General features: G+C 69.5%; 14 protein-coding genes. 3 read left to right on the forward strand and 11 right to left on the reverse strand.

The annotated features are described in order from the left end of the window. The first annotated feature begins 2 nt into the window (after window positions 1-2). Together cydB and LZ017_RS17775 are read left to right on the forward strand one after the other, a co-directional pair. Complete coding sequence (gene cydB / locus LZ017_RS17770; protein WP_241398245.1) at window positions 3-1,010, forward strand: cytochrome d ubiquinol oxidase subunit II; 1,008 nt, start codon at window positions 3-5, stop codon at window positions 1,008-1,010. Continuing rightward, window positions 994-1,137 carry a DUF2474 domain-containing protein gene (locus tag LZ017_RS17775; protein WP_241398246.1) on the forward strand — a complete coding sequence of 48 codons (144 nt, stop codon included), beginning with the start codon at window positions 994-996 and terminating at the stop codon, window positions 1,135-1,137. The genes cydB and LZ017_RS17775 overlap by 17 nt, the downstream gene beginning before the upstream one ends. A gap of 24 nt (window positions 1,138-1,161) precedes the next feature. Here the strand turns inward: LZ017_RS17775 and LZ017_RS17780 are convergent, their stop codons facing one another. From LZ017_RS17780 to LZ017_RS17830, 11 genes are all read right to left on the reverse strand, one after another. Continuing rightward, window positions 1,162-3,285: a PAS domain S-box protein gene (locus LZ017_RS17780; protein WP_241398247.1), complete on the reverse strand. Its 2,124-nt coding sequence runs from the start codon at window positions 3,283-3,285 to the stop codon at window positions 1,162-1,164. A gap of 192 nt (window positions 3,286-3,477) precedes the next feature. Beyond that, window positions 3,478-4,491 (reverse strand): Gfo/Idh/MocA family protein, encoded by a 1,014-nt coding sequence (locus LZ017_RS17785; RefSeq protein ID WP_241398248.1) that lies wholly within the window; start codon window positions 4,489-4,491, stop codon window positions 3,478-3,480. After that, window positions 4,482-5,561 carry a hypothetical protein gene (locus LZ017_RS17790; protein ID WP_241398249.1) on the reverse strand — a complete coding sequence of 360 codons (1,080 nt, stop codon included), beginning with the start codon at window positions 5,559-5,561 and terminating at the stop codon, window positions 4,482-4,484. Before LZ017_RS17790 ends, LZ017_RS17785 begins: the two co-directional genes overlap by 10 nt. After that, window positions 5,554-6,585, reverse strand: coding sequence for an ABC transporter ATP-binding protein (locus tag LZ017_RS17795; RefSeq protein ID WP_241398250.1), 1,032 nt, complete (start codon window positions 6,583-6,585; stop codon window positions 5,554-5,556). The genes LZ017_RS17790 and LZ017_RS17795 overlap by 8 nt, the downstream gene beginning before the upstream one ends. Continuing rightward, window positions 6,582-7,655 (reverse strand): ABC transporter ATP-binding protein, encoded by a 1,074-nt coding sequence (locus LZ017_RS17800; protein ID WP_241398251.1) that lies wholly within the window; start codon window positions 7,653-7,655, stop codon window positions 6,582-6,584. The genes LZ017_RS17795 and LZ017_RS17800 overlap by 4 nt, the downstream gene beginning before the upstream one ends. A 26-nt stretch (window positions 7,656-7,681) precedes the next feature. Beyond that, complete coding sequence (locus LZ017_RS17805; protein ID WP_241398252.1) at window positions 7,682-8,596, reverse strand: dihydrodipicolinate synthase family protein; 915 nt, start codon at window positions 8,594-8,596, stop codon at window positions 7,682-7,684. A 35-nt stretch (window positions 8,597-8,631) separates the two neighbouring features. Continuing rightward, window positions 8,632-9,534 (reverse strand): ABC transporter permease, encoded by a 903-nt coding sequence (locus LZ017_RS17810; RefSeq protein WP_241398253.1) that lies wholly within the window; start codon window positions 9,532-9,534, stop codon window positions 8,632-8,634. Continuing rightward, window positions 9,531-10,502, reverse strand: a complete 972-nt coding sequence (locus LZ017_RS17815) for an ABC transporter permease (protein WP_241398254.1) — start codon at window positions 10,500-10,502, stop codon at window positions 9,531-9,533. Before LZ017_RS17815 ends, LZ017_RS17810 begins: the two co-directional genes overlap by 4 nt. Window positions 10,503-10,558: 56 nt before the next feature. Next, the gene (locus LZ017_RS17820) at window positions 10,559-12,115 is read right to left on the reverse strand and encodes an ABC transporter substrate-binding protein (protein ID WP_241398255.1); all 1,557 of its coding nucleotides are present in this window, start codon (window positions 12,113-12,115) and stop codon (window positions 10,559-10,561) included. A gap of 15 nt (window positions 12,116-12,130) precedes the next feature. Next, window positions 12,131-13,324: a hypothetical protein gene (locus tag LZ017_RS17825; protein WP_241398256.1), complete on the reverse strand. Its 1,194-nt coding sequence runs from the start codon at window positions 13,322-13,324 to the stop codon at window positions 12,131-12,133. An 11-nt stretch (window positions 13,325-13,335) separates the two neighbouring features. Next, complete coding sequence (locus tag LZ017_RS17830; protein ID WP_241398257.1) at window positions 13,336-14,346, reverse strand: porin; 1,011 nt, start codon at window positions 14,344-14,346, stop codon at window positions 13,336-13,338. A gap of 343 nt (window positions 14,347-14,689) precedes the next feature. On the opposite strand from LZ017_RS17830, the gene LZ017_RS22150 reads away from it, so the two are divergent. Beyond that, the gene (locus LZ017_RS22150) at window positions 14,690-15,397 is read left to right on the forward strand and encodes a FadR/GntR family transcriptional regulator (protein ID WP_277604765.1); all 708 of its coding nucleotides are present in this window, start codon (window positions 14,690-14,692) and stop codon (window positions 15,395-15,397) included. Window positions 15,398-15,414 lie beyond the last annotated feature (17 nt).

Consider the following 15,414-nt stretch of genomic DNA (forward strand, 5'->3'; position numbering starts at 1 on the left):
CCATGGGCATCGACCTTCCCATCCTCTGGATGCTGATCATCGGCTTCGGGCTGATGATGTACGTGATCATGGACGGCTTCGACCTGGGCATCGGGCTGCTCTTCCCCTTCGTGCGCGACCGCGCGCAGCGCGACGTGATGGTCAACACCGTCGCCCCGGTCTGGGACGGCAACGAGACCTGGCTGGTGCTGGGTGGCGCCGGGCTGATGGCGGCCTTCCCGCTCGCTTACGCGGTGATCCTCAGCGCGCTCTATCTGCCGCTGATGCTGATGCTGGCCGGGCTGATCTGGCGCGGCGTGGCCTTCGAGTTCCGCTTCAAGGCCGACGAGGCGCACAAGCCCTTCTGGGACCAGGCCTTCACCTGGGGCTCCTACATCGCCACCTACTTCCAGGGCGTCGCGCTGGGCGCCTTCATCGGTGGCTTCGAGGTCCGTGGCCAGGCTTATGCGGGCGGGGCGATGGACTGGCTCACACCCTTCAGCCTGTTCACCGGGCTCGGGCTGCTGGCCGCCTATGCGCTGCTGGGCAGCACCTGGCTGATCATGAAGACCGAGGGGGCGCTGCAGCAGCGCATGGTGGCGCTGGCGCGGCCGGCGCTGATGGTGCTGCTGCTCGCGATCGCCGTCGTCAGCGCCTGGACGCCGCTGCGCCATGCCGAGGTGGCCCAGCGCTGGTTCAGCCTGCCCAACCTCTTCTTCTTCGCGCCGGTGCCGCTGCTGGTGCTGGCCGCGGCCTGGGCGCTGCTGCGCGCGCTGCGCCGCCAGCCGCAGGCCGGGCCCTTCCTGCTCGCGCTGGCCCTGCTCTTCCTCGGCTACAGCGGCCTGCTGATCAGCCTCTGGCCCAACATCATCCCGCCGCACGTGAGCCTGCGCGCCGCTGCGGCGCCGGCGCAGAGCCTGGGCTTCGCGCTGGTCGGTGCGCTGCTGATCATCCCCGTCATCCTGGCCTACACGGCCTGGTCCTACTACGTGTTCCGCGGCAAGGTGCGCACCGGTGAGGGATACCACTGACCCCCCGCGCGCCTGGTGGCGCCGCCTGGCCTGGCTGGTGGCGATCTGGGCCGCCAGCGTGCTGGCGCTGGGCCTGTTCGCGCGGGTGTTTCGCTGGGTGATGCAGGCGGCGGGGTTGACGGGCTGAGCCGCCGTCGGGCGCCGTGCTCGCCTAGCCGCCCAGGCTGGCGTCGAACACGCGCAGCAGGCGGCGGAACTCCACCGGCTTGGTCAGGTAGTCCTCGAAGCCCAGCGCCAGCGCGCGGTCGATCTGCTCGGGCTGGGCGTCGGCCGACAGCGCCACCAGCGGGATGCCCGCGGTCACCGGGTCGGCGCGCAGCGCCGTCGCCAGCTCCAGGCCGCTCATGTCGCCCAGGTGCATGTCCACCAGCATCAGGTCGGGCGGGTCGCGGCGCGCCATGTCCAGCGCGGCGCCACCGCTGGAGGCCACGCTGAGCTCCACCGCCGGGCGGAAGGAGGCCACCTGGCGCAGCAGCTCCACGTTGACCTCGTTGTCCTCGGCGTAGAGCACCTTGAGCATGCCGTCCAGCGCGCTGTGCCGGCTGGGCGTGGTCGGTTCCGGCAGCGGGTCGGGTTCCAAGTCGGAGCCCTCCAGCGTCACCGTGGCCACCGTGCCCACGCCGACGCGGCTGTCGATGCGCAGCTCCCCTCCCATCAGCTCGATCAGCCGGCGCGACAGCACCAGCCCGATGCCCGTGCCCTCGACCTTGGAGGCCTCGGCGCCAAGCCGGTTGAAGGGCTCGAACAAATGCTCCAGCGCCTGCGCGGACATGCCCGGCCCGGTATCGGCAATGCGCAGCCGGCAGGTCTTGCCGCGCAGGTCCCAGTCCACCATCACCGTGCCCTGCGGTCGGTTGTACTTGATCGCGTTGCTGAGCAGATTGACCAGCACCTGCTTGAGCCGCACCCGGTCGGCCAGCACGCGTGCCGTCGCGGCACGGCCGCCGGCCTCGCCCGGCTGGAGGCTTTCCATCGTGATGCCCGCGGCGGCGGCCATGCGCGACACCAGGGCCAGCGACTCCTCGACCACCGGCCCCACGGCCACCGTCGACAGCGCCAGCGACATATGGCCGGCCTCGGCGCGCGACAGGTCCAGCACGTCGTTCACCAGCGCCAGCAGGTGGTTGCCGGCCTCTTCCACATGGCCCACCCAGGCGCGTTGGCGCTGGCCCAGCGGTTCCTCGGTGTCCATGCGCAGCAGCTGCGAAAAGCCCAGCACCGCGTTCAGCGGCGTGCGCAGCTCATGGCTGATGCGCGACAGGAAATCGGTCTTCGCGCGATGGCTCAGCTCCAGCGCCTCGCGCGCCTGGCGTTCCAGCCGCACCGCGTAGCGCTCGGTCACGTCGCGCAGCACCAGCGTGGTCAGCACGCCCTGCCCCATGCTCAGGCGCGACACCGTGGCCTCGATCGGGAAGAGCGTGCCATCGGCGCGCCGCCCCTGCAGCTCGTGCAGCCCCACGCCATGCGACAGCGCGGTCGCCACATGCTGTTCGTAGTGGTCGTCCTTGGGAATGAAGCGCGCCAGCGGCGTGCCCACCGCGTCGACCGCGTTGACGCCGAAGAGCCGCTCGGCGGCGGGGTTGAAGAGCACGATGCTTTCGCGGTCGTCGGTGCAGACCACGCCATCCATCACCGCCTCCACCAGCTTGGCCAGGCGCGACTCGCCCTGGCGCAGCTCGGCCTGCAGATGCAGGCGTTCGGTGATGTCCGTGAAGCCGACGATGGCGCCCTGCGGCTGGCCGCCGCGCAGCAGGGGGTGCACTTGCGCATCGACCGCGAACAGGCTGCCGTCCGCGCGCTGCAGCACCTCGCCGCCGCCGCGCCAGCCCCGGGCGCCGCGGCCGGCGCGCGCCAGCGGCGCGTCGTCCGGCGCACCAGGCTGGATCTGCGCGGCCAGCGGCTGCCCGATCAGCGCCGCCTCGTCCGTCAGGCCCAGCATCGCCAGCGCCGCCCGGTTCGCGAACACGCAGCGCCCCTGCAGGTCCACGCCGCACAGGCCTTCGCTGGTCGCGTCCAGCAGTTGTCGGCGCGCGGCCTCCTGCTGCTTCAGCCGCGCGTCGGCCTGCATGCGCGCGGCGTGCTCGCGCCGTCTCCACGCGAGCCCGCAGCCCAGCAGCAGCAGGGCGACCGCAGCATGGAGCACCAGCCGCCAGACCAGGGGCCAGGCGGCGGGCACCGCCAGTGCCAGAGCCAGCTGCAAGCCGACGAGGCCGACAAAGACCGCAAAGAAAACGCCGCCGTCGCGGTCCGCGGAAAAACGTCCTCTTGCTTGCATCGCGCTGATGTGATCCGTCGGCGGCGGGCGCATCGCGCACGCCGGCTCAACCCGTCCCTGGTCGCAGCTGGTGGTGGTGTGGTGAGCAGCGCCGGCTCCGGCGTGCCGGCTTCAGTAGACCGAGTTTTACCCCGCTTGGCAAGGCAAGTACGGGTGTGGAGTCCCCCTGTAGATGTATCAATTGCAACCGACTCAACAAGGCTCCACCTCGACCTCGCGCCGCTCACGGGCGGAGCGCAAGGCGGCCTCCACGCAGGCGACGGCATGCAGCCCGTCGTCGCCGCTCACCGCCGGAGGACTGCGCTCGCGGACCGACCGCACGAAGGCTCGCCATTCGCGTTCCAGCGCGCGCTCCGGCCAGTCGGGCTCGATGCCCGGGGCCAGGTCTTGCCAGCGGTCGCCTCGGCCCAGCCTGACGCCATGGAAATAGTCCACGCGCAACACGCCGTGCTCGCAGACCAGGTCGTCGTCCGCGATGAAGGCGCCCTCGGCGAAGCCGATGCTGCTGACCTGCCCCACGGCCTCCTCGCCAAAGCGCAGCAGGATGACACCGCAGTCGTCGGCCGGCTGAACATGAAAGCGCGTGCCCAGCCAGGCGCTGACGTGGGTCGCACGCTGCCCGGCATAAGCCAGCAGGCGGTCCAGCGGATGGATACCCGCGGTCATCAGCATGCCGCCCCCTTCGCTGCTCTGCAGATGCCAGGGCTGCCGGTTCGGTTCCATCCAGCGCTTGATCATGCGCGCCTGACCCAACCTCAGCCGCCCCATACCCTGCTCGGCCATGGCCCGAGACGCGGTGATGAACGGCAGGCTGAAGCGCATGGTGTGGCCCAACATCAGCGTCACGCCCGCGGCCCGCACCGCGGCCAGGATGCGCCGGCATGCGGCCACGGTCGGGGCCATGGGCTTTTCCAGCAGCAGATGCTTGCCCGCCCGCGCGGCGGCCACCGCCATCTCTTCGTGCAGCGCATGCGGCGTGGCGATGACCACGGCGTGCACGTCCCGATCGTCCAGCAGCGCCCGGTAGTCCCGATAGGGCCGTCCGCCATGCAGGGCGCAGAAGTCCTCGATCTGGCGGGCCTCCTGCCGACAGGCGGCGACCAGCCGCGCGCCCCGCACCTGGCGCAGCGCGCGCGCGTGGGCCGCGCCGAAGTGCCCGGCCCCGATGATGCCGACGCCCAGTGCGTCGTCCTGCGCTAGAGCCATTCCATTCCTCCTCGCTGCGGGTCCGCCGGGGGCTCTCCGCCGCCGGGGTCTGACAGGACGTAGGCGCGGTCGATCAGCGCCATCGCGCGCTGCAGGTCGCCCAGGCTGGCAATGGGCGGCGAGTCCTGGGCCATGGCCTTCAGGCTGTGCGCGAAAAAATCCTCGTAGCGCCGCGCCGGCCGCGTCAGGCGGCGCCACTCGTCCCGCGCGCGGTCCAGCAGACTCAGGCGCAAGACGGCGCCATCGTCCTCCCAGGTGGCCCCGCGCGCGGCCACGCGCCAGCGATAGAGGCCCGTGTTCAGGCTGGCATGGGTGTAGCCGACCTGCACCGTGCCCACGCAGCCGTTGTCGGCCTGCAACTGGACCACGGCATAGTCCTCCACTTCGGTGCCGAACAGGCGTGGCCCCAGGCTCGCGTGCACAAGACGCACACGATGCCCGGCATTGAGGGCCAGGAAAGCATGCAGGCCGTGAATGCCGAGATTGCGCAAGGCCCCGCCACCGCTGAGCGCGCGCTGCAACACCCAGGGCACGCCGTCGTCGATGTAGCGCTGTGGCGGCCCGTTGATCAGCTCGAAGTGCATGTGCGACAGGCCCAGTCGGCCCACGCCCTGGCGGTGTGCATCCAGCGCCGCCAGCATGCCGATGCCATGCGGCAAGGCCACGGCGACGAAACCCTGCCCGCGGTCGCGCGCTTCCGCCTGGGCCTGGAGCAGCGGCGCCATGTCCCCGGCGCAGACGCCGACGGGCTTCTCGATGATCAGCGGCGCGCCCTGGCGGATCACGCACAGCCCGCGCTCGGCGATCTGCGCTGGCCGCCCCATCACCACAAAGCATGGCGGGCGCGGCCGGTCGGCCAGCGCCAGCGCCTCGTCCAGGCTGCCCATGGCCGGGCAACGCAGCCGCCGGGCCATGGCGCGGCGGCGTGTGGGATCTTCACCCCAGACGCCGAGCAGGGGCAGCCCCTGCGCCCGTGCCGCCCGTGCATGCATCTCGGCGTGCCAGTGGTCCACCCCCAGCAACACGACGCCGGGGACGGGCAGTCCTGCGAGCCGGCTGAACTCAAACATCGTGATCCACGCCCAGGCGGGCCGGCGCTGGCGCGGCGCCCTCGTCGAGCAGGCAGGCGCTGAAATGCCCCGGCGCCATCTCCGTCAGCGCCGGCACCTGCCGCGCGCAGACCGCCTGGGCACGTGGGCAGCGGGTGCGGAACACGCAGCCGCTGGGCGGGGCCGACAGACTGGGAATCTCGCCCTGAAGCAGCACCGGCGCCCCGCCCTCGCTGGGCTCCGGCGACGGCACCGAAGCCAGCAAGGCGCGGGTATAGGGATGGCGCGGATGGGCATAGAGCCTCTCCACCGGCGCCATCTCGACGATGCGCCCCAGATAGAGCACTGCGACGCGGTCGCAGATGTACTCGACGACCGCCAGGTCATGAGAGATGAACAGCATCGACAGCCCGAGGCGCTGCTGCAGGCCACGCAGCAGGTTGACGACCTGGGCCTGGATGGAGACGTCCAGCGCCGACACCGGTTCATCGGCCACCAGCAGCTCGGGCCCCAGTGTCAGCGCTCGCGCGATACCGATGCGCTGGCGCTGCCCGCCCGAAAACTCGAAGGCGTAGCGCTGCAGCGCGTCCTCGGGCAGCTCCACCTGCGCCAGCGCCTCGCGGGCGCGGGCGCGGCGCTGCTCGGCCGTTCCCCAGCGCTGGATGCGCAGCCCCTCGGTGAGGATCTGCTCCACGGTCATGCGCGGCGACAGGCTGGCGAAGGGATCCTGGAAGATGTACTGCATGCGGCCACGCAGCGGTCGCAGCTCGGCCTGGCTCAACGCCCCGATGTCGCGGCCGTCGAAGACGATGTCGCCACAGCTCGGTTCGATCAGGCGCAGCAGGCAGCGCCCTATCGTCGTCTTGCCGCTGCCCGATTCGCCCACCAGCCCCAGCACCTCGCCACGCCTCAGCGTGAAGCTGATCTCGCGCAGCACCTCGATGGCCCGCGGCCCCGCGCCGAAGCGCTTGCCCAGCCCGCGGACCTGCAGCAGGGGCGAGGGGGAGAAAGGCGCGGGGCGCTGTGTCGTGACGTCCAGGCTCATGCGGCAACTTCCGGTGCAAAGGGGTTGGCGTCGGCGGCCGGCGCGTCTTCGGGCAGCTCCCGCCAGCGCAGGCAGCGGCTCCAGTGCAGCGGCCGCTCGCCGTCCGAAACGGGCAGCAGCCCGGGCCGCGCCTCAGTGCAGGCCGGGCGTGCCCAGGCACAGCGCGGCGCGAAGGCGCAGCCGGTGGGCCGCTCCGTCAGGCCAGGCACCATGCCGTCGATGGTGTGCAGCGGCTGTCCCGCCCGCCTCATGCGCGTGGCCTGGCCCAGACGGGGCAAGGATTTCAGCAGGCCACGCGTGTAGGGGTGGCGCGGCCGTCCGAAGACCTCGCGCACCGGGCCCTGCTCGACAATGGCGCCGGCATACATCACCGCCACCTGCTGGGCCACCTGGGCGACCACGCCCAGGTTGTGGGTGACGAAGAGCATGCCCATGCCGCGCTCGCGCTGCAGTTCACGCAACAGGTGCAGGATCTGCGCCTGGATGGTGACGTCCAGCGCCGTGGTGGGCTCGTCGGCGATCAGCAGCGCCGGATCGCAGGCCAGGGCCATCGCGATGGTGACGCGCTGGCGCATGCCACCCGACAGCTCGTGGGGATACTGGCACACGCGGCGCTGCGGATCGGGAATCCCGACCCGCTGCAGCAGTTCGGTCGCCCGCGCCCAGGCCTGGCGGCGGCCATGCCCCAGATGGATGCGCAGGGGCTCGGCGATCTGCTCGCCCACGGTGTAGACCGGATTGAGGCTGGTCATGGGCTCCTGGAACACCATGGCCAGGTCATGGCCACGCAGGCGGCGCATCCCCTCCTCGTCCAGCCGGGTGAGATCGCGCGTTTGCCCGTCCTTGCAGCGCAGCTGGATGCGGCCGCGCTGCACGCCGCCGAGGCGGGGCGACAGCAGGCGCATGAGGGACAGGCTGGTGACCGACTTGCCCGAACCGGACTCGCCCACCAGCGCCAGGGTCTGGCCCAGCCAGACCTGCAAACCGACGCCGTGGACGGCGGGGAAGGCCCCGCCGCGCACGCGCAGCACCGTGTGCAGGTCCTCGACATCGAGCACCGGAGAAGGCATGTGCGGAGTCATCGCCAGCTCGCCCGTCAGAGCAGGCCCACGTCGCGCAGGATGGCCTGCACCCGTCGGGTTTCGGCCTCGTCCAGATGGCCGCGCGGCGAGGCCATCTGGTTGGTCCCGATGAGGCCCAGGCAGCGCATCGCGGTCTTGAACCCGCCGACGCCGGCCGCGCCCGCGCTCAGGCGGGACGACGCCACCCAGACGATCTCAAACAGCCGGCACAGGCGCTCCTGCTCGCGGCGGGCCGCCGCCAGATCGCCTTGCTGAACGGCGTTCCACAGCCGCACGTAGCCCGCCGGGTCCACGTTGGCCAGCCCCGGTACCACGCCATGGGCGCCCATGAACAAGGCGGTGTCCACCATGATCTCGGAGCCGGTCATCACGAAGAAATCGGCCAGGTCGCGCGTGTCCAGCGCCACGTAGCGCAGGTTGGCATCATCGCCGCTGGAATCCTTCAGGCCGCAGATCACGCCTTCGCGTGCCAGCGTCGCCACGGTATGGCGCCCCAGCTTGGTGTGGACGCAGACCGGAATGTCGTAGGCGACGATGGGGAGGTCCACCGCGTCGCGGATGCGTCGGAAGTGGGTCAGCGTCTCCTGCTGGTCGGTCAGGGTATAGAACGGCGCCGTGACCACCACCGCGTCCGCCCCGGCCGCCTTGGCGGCCCTCGCGTGGGCGATGACGCGGTCGGTGGTGGGGTCGATCACGCCGGCAATCACCGGAACGCGCCCCGCGGCCACCGCCACCGAATGCTCGATCAGGCGGGCGCGCTGCGCCTCGCCATAGAACACCACCTCACTGGTGGACCCCAGCACGAACAGGCCGTGACAGCCCTGGGCCACCAGGTGGTCCAGCACGCGGCCATAGGCGGGCATGTCGGGCCGCCCCTGGGCGTCCAGCGGGACCACCACGGGCGGCACCACACCATGAAACTTGGGCATAACAGGTCTCTCGTCCTTTCAGTTAAAAAGTGAAATCACAGTTCGGCGCGCGGATCGAAGGCGTCGCGCAGGCCGTCGCCGACGAAGTTGATGGCCAGCACCACCACCACCAGCGCCGCGCCGGGGAACATCCATTGCCAGGGGTATTGCTCCAGCACCACCGTGGAGCGGGCGGCGTTGAGCATGTTTCCCCAGCTGGCGGTCGGCGGCGCGATGCCCAGCCCCAGGAAGGACAGACCCGCCTCCAGCAGCACCGCGTTGGCCACCTGCAAGGTGGCGTACACCACCAGGATGTCCATGCTGTTGGGCAGCGCGTGCCGCCACAGCAGATGGCCCAGCCCGGCGCCCATGCCGCGGGCCGCGAGCACGAAGTCGCGCTCGCGCAACTCCAGCAAACGCGCCCGCACCATGCGTGCCAGCACAGGCCAGGACAACAAGGCGATCACCAGCACCGTGGGCGCCAGGCCAGAGCCGACGATGGAAGCCAGCACCAGCAGGAAGATCACCGGTGGCAGCGTCATCGCGAGATCAACGCCGCGCATGGCCAGGGTGTCGGCCCAGCGACCGCCGAAGGCCGACACGGCGCCGACGGAGAAGCCGATCAGCAGGGACAAGGCCACCGAACTCACCGCCACCAGCAGCGAGATGCGCCCCCCTTCCAGCAGGCGCGCCAGCACGTCCCGCCCCACGCCATCGGTCCCCAGCCAGTGGGCGCCCCCGGGCGCCGCGTTCATGGCCAGCAGGTCGATATCGTTGGGCCCCTGCGCCAGCAGGCAGGGCCCCAGCAGCACCAGCATCAGCATCGGAACCAACAAACCCAGCCCCACCAGCGCCGCGCGGTTGCGCACGAAGCGCCGCAAGGCCCGCAGGAGCGGCCCCGACGCCGCCGTGCCGCGGCGGCCCGCTCCCGGGGCGCGCTCGGAATCCACGGCCTTCATCGCTCGCCTCCGTGCACCTGGATGCGCGGATCAATCACCGCGTACAGCAGATCGGTCAGCAGGTTGACGGCGATGACGCAGGCGCCAATCACCAGCGTCGCCCCCATGATGACGGGGTAGTCCCGCCCCTCCACCGCGCCGACCAGCAACAGGCCCATGCCCGGCCAGTTGAAGACGCTTTCGGTGAAGATCGCGCCGCCCACCGCCAGGCCGACGGTGGAGCCGATCAGGGTCACCACCGGCAGCATGGCGTTGCGCAGCGCATGCTTGACGATGACCCAGGTCTCGCGCACGCCCTTGGCTCGGGCGGTGCGCACATAGTCCTGGTTCAGCACCTCCAGCAGCGAGGCGCGCATGTAACGCATGATCAGCGCGCAATGGCCCACGGACAGCAGCAGCGCCGGCAGCAGCAGGTGATGCAGCAGATCGCCCCAGCTGAAGGCCGCGCCGGCGCTGAGCATGCCGCCCGACGGCATCCACTGCAGCTTCACCGAGAACACGTACAAGCCCACGAGCGCCGACAGAAAGGCCGGGCTGGAGATGCCCAGCATGGCCAGACTGGACAAGGCCAGGTCGACCATGCCGTTGCGCCGCACCGCGCTGACCACGCCGGTGGCGATGCCCAGCAAGATGGCCAGGCACAGCCCCGCGCCCATGAGCAGCAGGGTGGGCCCCATGCGCGTGGCGATGAGCCCTGCCACCGTCTCGTTGTAGCGCTGCAGCGAATAGCCCAGATTGCCCCGCAGCGCCTGCCCCAGCCAGCGCAGGTATTGCGTCGGCAGCGGCTGATCCAGGCCGTACTGCGCACGCAGCAGCGCGCGCTCCTCGGCCGTGATGGACTGACTGGGATTGATGTAGGCGTCGATCGGGTCGCCCGGCGTCAGCCGCAGCAGCACGAAGATCAGCAGCGTCAGCGCGAGCAGCATCAGCAGGCCGACGAGCACACGCCTCAGGAGATAGCGCGCCATCGCCGGTCAGCCTCCGTGCCGGCGGGCCTGGCCCACAGGGAATGCCCCGCCACGGCTCATTTCCAGCTCCACTTCTGGGCCTCGTCCGCATAGGGGCCGCCTCCGGGCGCGGGCAGCCAGACGAAACGATCCAGCTTCGCCGAGGCCACGCCGTAGCGCTTGGCCACCCACAGCGTCGCCCAGGGCAGCTCGGCATTGGTGGCACGGCAGACGTTGGCGAACTCGCGCTCACGCCGCGCCGGATCCGGCTCGGCCAGGGCCTTGTCCAGCGCGTCGGTGACCGCGGGCATGTCCACGCGCATGATGTTGGTCCCCGCGGGCGGCACCTGCTTGGCGTTCAGGCCGATGTTGATGTTGCTGGCGTCGGGCCCGTTCTGCAGGCCGGCATAGACCATCGCGAAATCGTCGGGCTTGGGGTTGCTGCCCATCACCGTCGCGTTGTAGGTGGGTGTGTCCACCGCGCGGGGCACGATCTGGATGCCCACCTGGGCCAGCATGGCCTGGATCGCCGCCAGCGTGTTAGTCGCCAGCGGGTTGTTGTAGTAGGTCAGGACCGTGATGGGCTTCTTGCCGTTGATCTTGTCCCAGCCCGCCTCGGCCAGCAGCTTCCTCGCCTTGTCGGGGTCATAGGCGTAGGGATTCAGCTCCTTGGGCTGCAGCCTGGCCGCGGTGTATACGCAATGCGCCGGCTTGGCCGCGCCGTTGTAGAGGCTCTTGATGATGGCGTCGCGGTTGATCGCATGCATCACCGCCTGACGCACACGCCCGTCCTTCCACAGCGGCGTGAGCTGGTTGAAGCCGAGGTAGTTCACCACATAGCTGTCGCCCTCGATCACGCGGAAGTCTTTGTTGCCCGCGAAGGTCGCGACGTCGTTCGCCTCGACATAGCTGAACTGGATCTCGCCGGCGCGCAGCGCGGCCACGGCCGCCGCCGAGTTCGCAAAGAAGCGGTTGATCAGCCGAGGCACGGCCGGCGCGCCACCGCGGTAACCCTCGAAGGCCTGCAGCTCCACATACTGGTCGGTGACATAGCGCCCCCACTTGAACGGCCCGGTGCCCACGGGCTGGCTGGACCAGTAGGCGTTCTTGGGCAGGTCCTGCACCGCAATGCCGCCCAGCGAATGCTCCGGCAGCATCATGATCTTGCTGAGGGTGTCGAGGAAACTGGCCGTGGGCTTGCGCAGCCGCAGGACCACGGTCTTGTCGTTGGGCAGCTCGACCTTCTCGAGGTTCTCCAGCCGGGCCGCGAACACCGAACCGCTCTTGCTGTTGGCCGCCAGGCCCAGCGTGAAGCGCACGTCCTTGGCGCTGAAGGGACGACCGTCATGCCATTTGGCGTCGGCCAGCTTGAAGGTGTAGGTCAGCTGGTCCGGCGAGACCCCATAGCTTTGCGCCAGCACGCCCACCAGGCCGTCCAGGGTCTGGTCGTAGGCGATCAGCGGCTCGTAGTACTTGCTCAGCCAGGTGAAGCCCGCTGTCGCGGCCAGCGGGTTGAAGTTGCCTTGCAGACCGCCCGGACCGACGTCGAAAGCCCCCACCAGCGCCTTGTCGGCGGCCTGGCTGGACGCCAGGGCAACGGCCAATCCGGCGGCCATCAGAATCTTCTTGATCATGACTCTTGTCTCCGTTCACTTGTTGAGCTGAGGCCGACCGGCCCAGATCTTGGGCGTGCGCTTGCCCGGGCCGACCTCTCCGGACACCAGCAGCAGTTCGCCCCGCCAGGTCACCGGCTGCGTGGTCACCGGCCCCGGCGCCGGCAGATGGCCCGCGACGCCCCAGCGGCGCGTCTGGGTATCGAACACCAGGATGTCCTGGTTGAAGCCGGTGTGGTGGTCCTGCAAAAAGGTGACGGCCGTGTTGGCCTGTTCCCACTCGACGCTGCCCGGTTGGGCCCGGTTGCGTTGCCCCTCGAGCGCGAAGAACTGGTTCCAGCGCTCGAGGTTCCCGTCGCCACCCATCAGAACCACGAAGCGGTCCTGCACCGCGAAGGCTTCGCCCGCCTGCGCGGCATGCGGCATCTCGGGCAGGACCGACCAGCTGCGGCTGCGCGGGTCGTAGGCATAGGCGTCCTTGTGAACCGTCGAGACGCCGTCCCGGGTCAGCCGGCCGCTGGCCAGCACGACCACGCCGTTCACGCCGGTGGCCAATGCCAGGTCGCGCGCCTCGCCGGGCCAGGGCGCGAGGGCCCGCCAGCCCTGGTCGAGGGCATCCAGGTCCAGCGCCAGAAAGTCCTTGCCGCTCTGGACATACACGGTGCGGCCCAGCAAGGCCGCGGCGCCATAGCTGATGGGCCGCGGCAAACTGGGATAGGGCTTGAACTCGAGCGCCCGCGCCTCGTCGTCCAGACGCATCAGGAAGACATCGGCATAGGGCTTGAGCTTGGACCGCGCGTTGCCGTTGGGACTCTCATGCCCTTCCCCGCCGATCACCAGCACGCCCTCGGGCAGACTGAGGGTGGCGGCGTAGGCCAGCGCGCGTGGCAGCCGGAAGCGGCGCTCCAGCCAGCGCTGGCGGTTCAGGTCCAGCACGAACACCTCGTCCCAGTACACCTTGCCCAACCGGTTCGCGCGCGTCGCGGTCAGGCCCGGCTCCGGGAAATTGGCCCCGCCACCGACGAGCAGGAAGTCCCGGTGCACGCCGACCACCGGCCCCGCCAGCCCGATCTGCTGCCACCACGGCGCCTTGACCGGAATCGCGTCGGACCATTCGCTCCGGTTGGCGGGGATGGGAGGCAGCTCGCGCCAGGTAAAGCTGAGTTCCTGGGCGGAGGCACAGAGACTGCCGACGGCCAGCGCCGTGGCCATCGCCTGCTTGGTCAACATGGGGGCCTCCTTCAGAACGCGTGCGCCATGCCGAGGTCGAACTGCGTCGTCTTGACCGCGGTGGTCATGGGATTGCCGCGCCCGACGTCGGTGTAGAGATAGGTCCTCTTGCTGAGCGTGTAGACCAGACCCGCGCCGAGCTTCTTGCCCACCACCACGCTGCTCGCGGTGGAGCTGGACTTGACCTGCCCGTAGCCCGCGCGCAAGGTCAGCGGCATGCCGCCCAGCGGCACGTTGACCCCCACCCCGAGACCGGTCACCTTCAGAGGCCCGACCGGATCGTTGATGGTGTAAGTGCCCATCAGCTTCGCGACGCCGAAGTCGTAGGAACCCGCGGCCTGGATGTTGCGTGTGTTGCGGTTGTTGCGCTCATAGCCCAGCAGCAGCGACAGCGGGCCGCTGTCATAGTTCAGCGAAAAGCTGAAGGGCCGCGTGTTCTCGGCGTGTTCGGCCTGCACCGCGGCACGGATCACGAGCCCCCCGAAGCTGGGGCTGTCGTAGAACACGGCGTTGTCCCAGCGCCCCTCGCCGCCCGCCGCCGCGGGCGACACCCCGGCGGCGTCCAGCGGCTTGGAGAGATCGTCGACCGCCTTGTAGTAGGCGGTGAAGTAATCCTGCAGATTGCCCGTCGTGGCCACGCCGAAGGGCTCGTAACGGCCGTTGGGGTCCTGCACCGAGGTCAGGCCACGCCCGATGCGCAACCAGCCCAGCGACTTGCTGCGCAGGCCCACGCGGGTTTCGCCTTGCCAGAAGGGCCGCACGCCCAGTTCCTGCGTGCCCGTGTCGGGCTCGAAGCGCGTCTGCATGGCGAAGGTCGCCGACAGCCCGTCCCCCAGGTCTTCGACGCCGCTGAAGATCAGGCGGTTGTTGTTGCCGCGTCCGACCAGCCATTTGCCGACACCCGCCGACTGACTGCGAACCACGCCGATATCGAGCAAGCCCGAAATGGTGACGTTGGATTGGGCCGCCGCCGCGCCCGCGCAGGCGCTCAGCACGGCGCCCACTGCCAGTGTTTTCTTCATTCCGCGTCTCCAGTCTCCGTTGTGATGAAGGGATTCCGGGGAGGGGCCCCAGCCCCGGAAAAGACCATCGGTACCGACTGCGGCGGAGTCTATTTAGACCTCAGAGGTCTGAGGTATAGGTACTAGCCTGTCACCAAGAGATGACAAGAGAACTCCAAGTCATTGATTTCAAATGACTAAACTGGCAAAGACAGGGAATGTCACAAGTTCACGCGTCACAGACATCAGATGATTACGCTCTAGAGTGCGTCCCAGTCAGGACGTCGAGGCAGGCAGGGCCCGGACAAGGCTCATGCGATAGTCCTCTGATCTTTCACCCGTCCACGAGCGCGCAAAGGCATCCATGGTCACCCGGCTACCCACTTACCGTCAGGCCCAGATCGACATCAAGCTCTACATCGAAAAGAACGGCCTGAAGCCCGGCGACGCGCTGCCCACCGAGGACCGGTTCGCTGAGGAACTGGGCGTCAGCCGTCTGTCGCTGCGCGAAGCGCTCAAGGCACTGGACTCGCTGGGCATCGTCGAGTCCCGCCATGGCGACGGGGTCTACGTCAAGGCCTTCTCCTTCGACGCCATCCTGGACAACCTGCCCTATGCGATGGGCATGACGCGGGAGCAGGTGGACCATCTGGTGTATGCGCGCGCCTACCTCGAAATGGGGGCGGTACCCGATGTGATGCGCTACATCCAGCCCGAGAACCTGAGGCGCTTGCGCGAACTCGCCGAGACCATGCAACAGAAGGCCCGGCAGGGCGAGTCCTTCACGGACGCCGACCATGCCTTCCACGTCGAGATGTACCGCTGCCTCGACAACCCCTTTCTCAACTCCCTGATCGACCTGTTCTGGCGCGCCTTCAACCGCATGAACGCGCAAGACCGCATCGCCCCCGTCGATCAGGCCACGCTGCTGAAGACCGCGCAGGACCATCTGGGCATCGTCGAAATGCTCGAACAGCGGGACATGTTCGGTTTGATGTCGGCCCATCGCCGCCACTTCGAACAGCTGTTCAGCGCCCACCCGGTGCCGTCCGGCGCCGCATCCAGCCCCTGAGGGTCCTCTGGACCTGC

The organism is Pelomonas sp. CA6, assembly GCF_022549225.1.
Lineage (GTDB): Bacteria > Pseudomonadota > Gammaproteobacteria > Burkholderiales > Burkholderiaceae_C > Roseateles.

Bases quoted from the DNA above. Each gene is read 5' to 3' on its own strand.
- LZ017_RS17795 (WP_241398250.1), bottom strand. From the start codon at position 6,585: ATGAGCCTGGACGTCACGACACAGCGCCCCGCGCCTTTCTCCCCCTCG.
- LZ017_RS17805 (WP_241398252.1), bottom strand. From the start codon at position 8,596: ATGCCCAAGTTTCATGGTGTGGTGCCGCCCGTGGTGGTCCCGCTGGAC.
- LZ017_RS17830 (WP_241398257.1), bottom strand. From the start codon at position 14,346: ATGAAGAAAACACTGGCAGTGGGCGCCGTGCTGAGCGCCTGCGCGGGC.
- LZ017_RS22150 (WP_277604765.1), top strand. From the start codon at position 14,690: ATGGTCACCCGGCTACCCACTTACCGTCAGGCCCAGATCGACATCAAG.
- LZ017_RS17790 (WP_241398249.1), bottom strand. From the start codon at position 5,561: ATGTTTGAGTTCAGCCGGCTCGCAGGACTGCCCGTCCCCGGCGTCGTG.
- LZ017_RS17815 (WP_241398254.1), bottom strand. From the start codon at position 10,502: ATGGCGCGCTATCTCCTGAGGCGTGTGCTCGTCGGCCTGCTGATGCTG.
- LZ017_RS17800 (WP_241398251.1), bottom strand. From the start codon at position 7,655: ATGCCTTCTCCGGTGCTCGATGTCGAGGACCTGCACACGGTGCTGCGC.
- LZ017_RS17825 (WP_241398256.1), bottom strand. From the start codon at position 13,324: ATGTTGACCAAGCAGGCGATGGCCACGGCGCTGGCCGTCGGCAGTCTC.
- cydB (WP_241398245.1), top strand. From the start codon at position 3: ATGGGCATCGACCTTCCCATCCTCTGGATGCTGATCATCGGCTTCGGG.
- LZ017_RS17780 (WP_241398247.1), bottom strand. From the start codon at position 3,285: ATGCAAGCAAGAGGACGTTTTTCCGCGGACCGCGACGGCGGCGTTTTC.
- LZ017_RS17820 (WP_241398255.1), bottom strand. From the start codon at position 12,115: ATGATCAAGAAGATTCTGATGGCCGCCGGATTGGCCGTTGCCCTGGCG.
- LZ017_RS17785 (WP_241398248.1), bottom strand. From the start codon at position 4,491: ATGGCTCTAGCGCAGGACGACGCACTGGGCGTCGGCATCATCGGGGCC.
- LZ017_RS17810 (WP_241398253.1), bottom strand. From the start codon at position 9,534: ATGAAGGCCGTGGATTCCGAGCGCGCCCCGGGAGCGGGCCGCCGCGGC.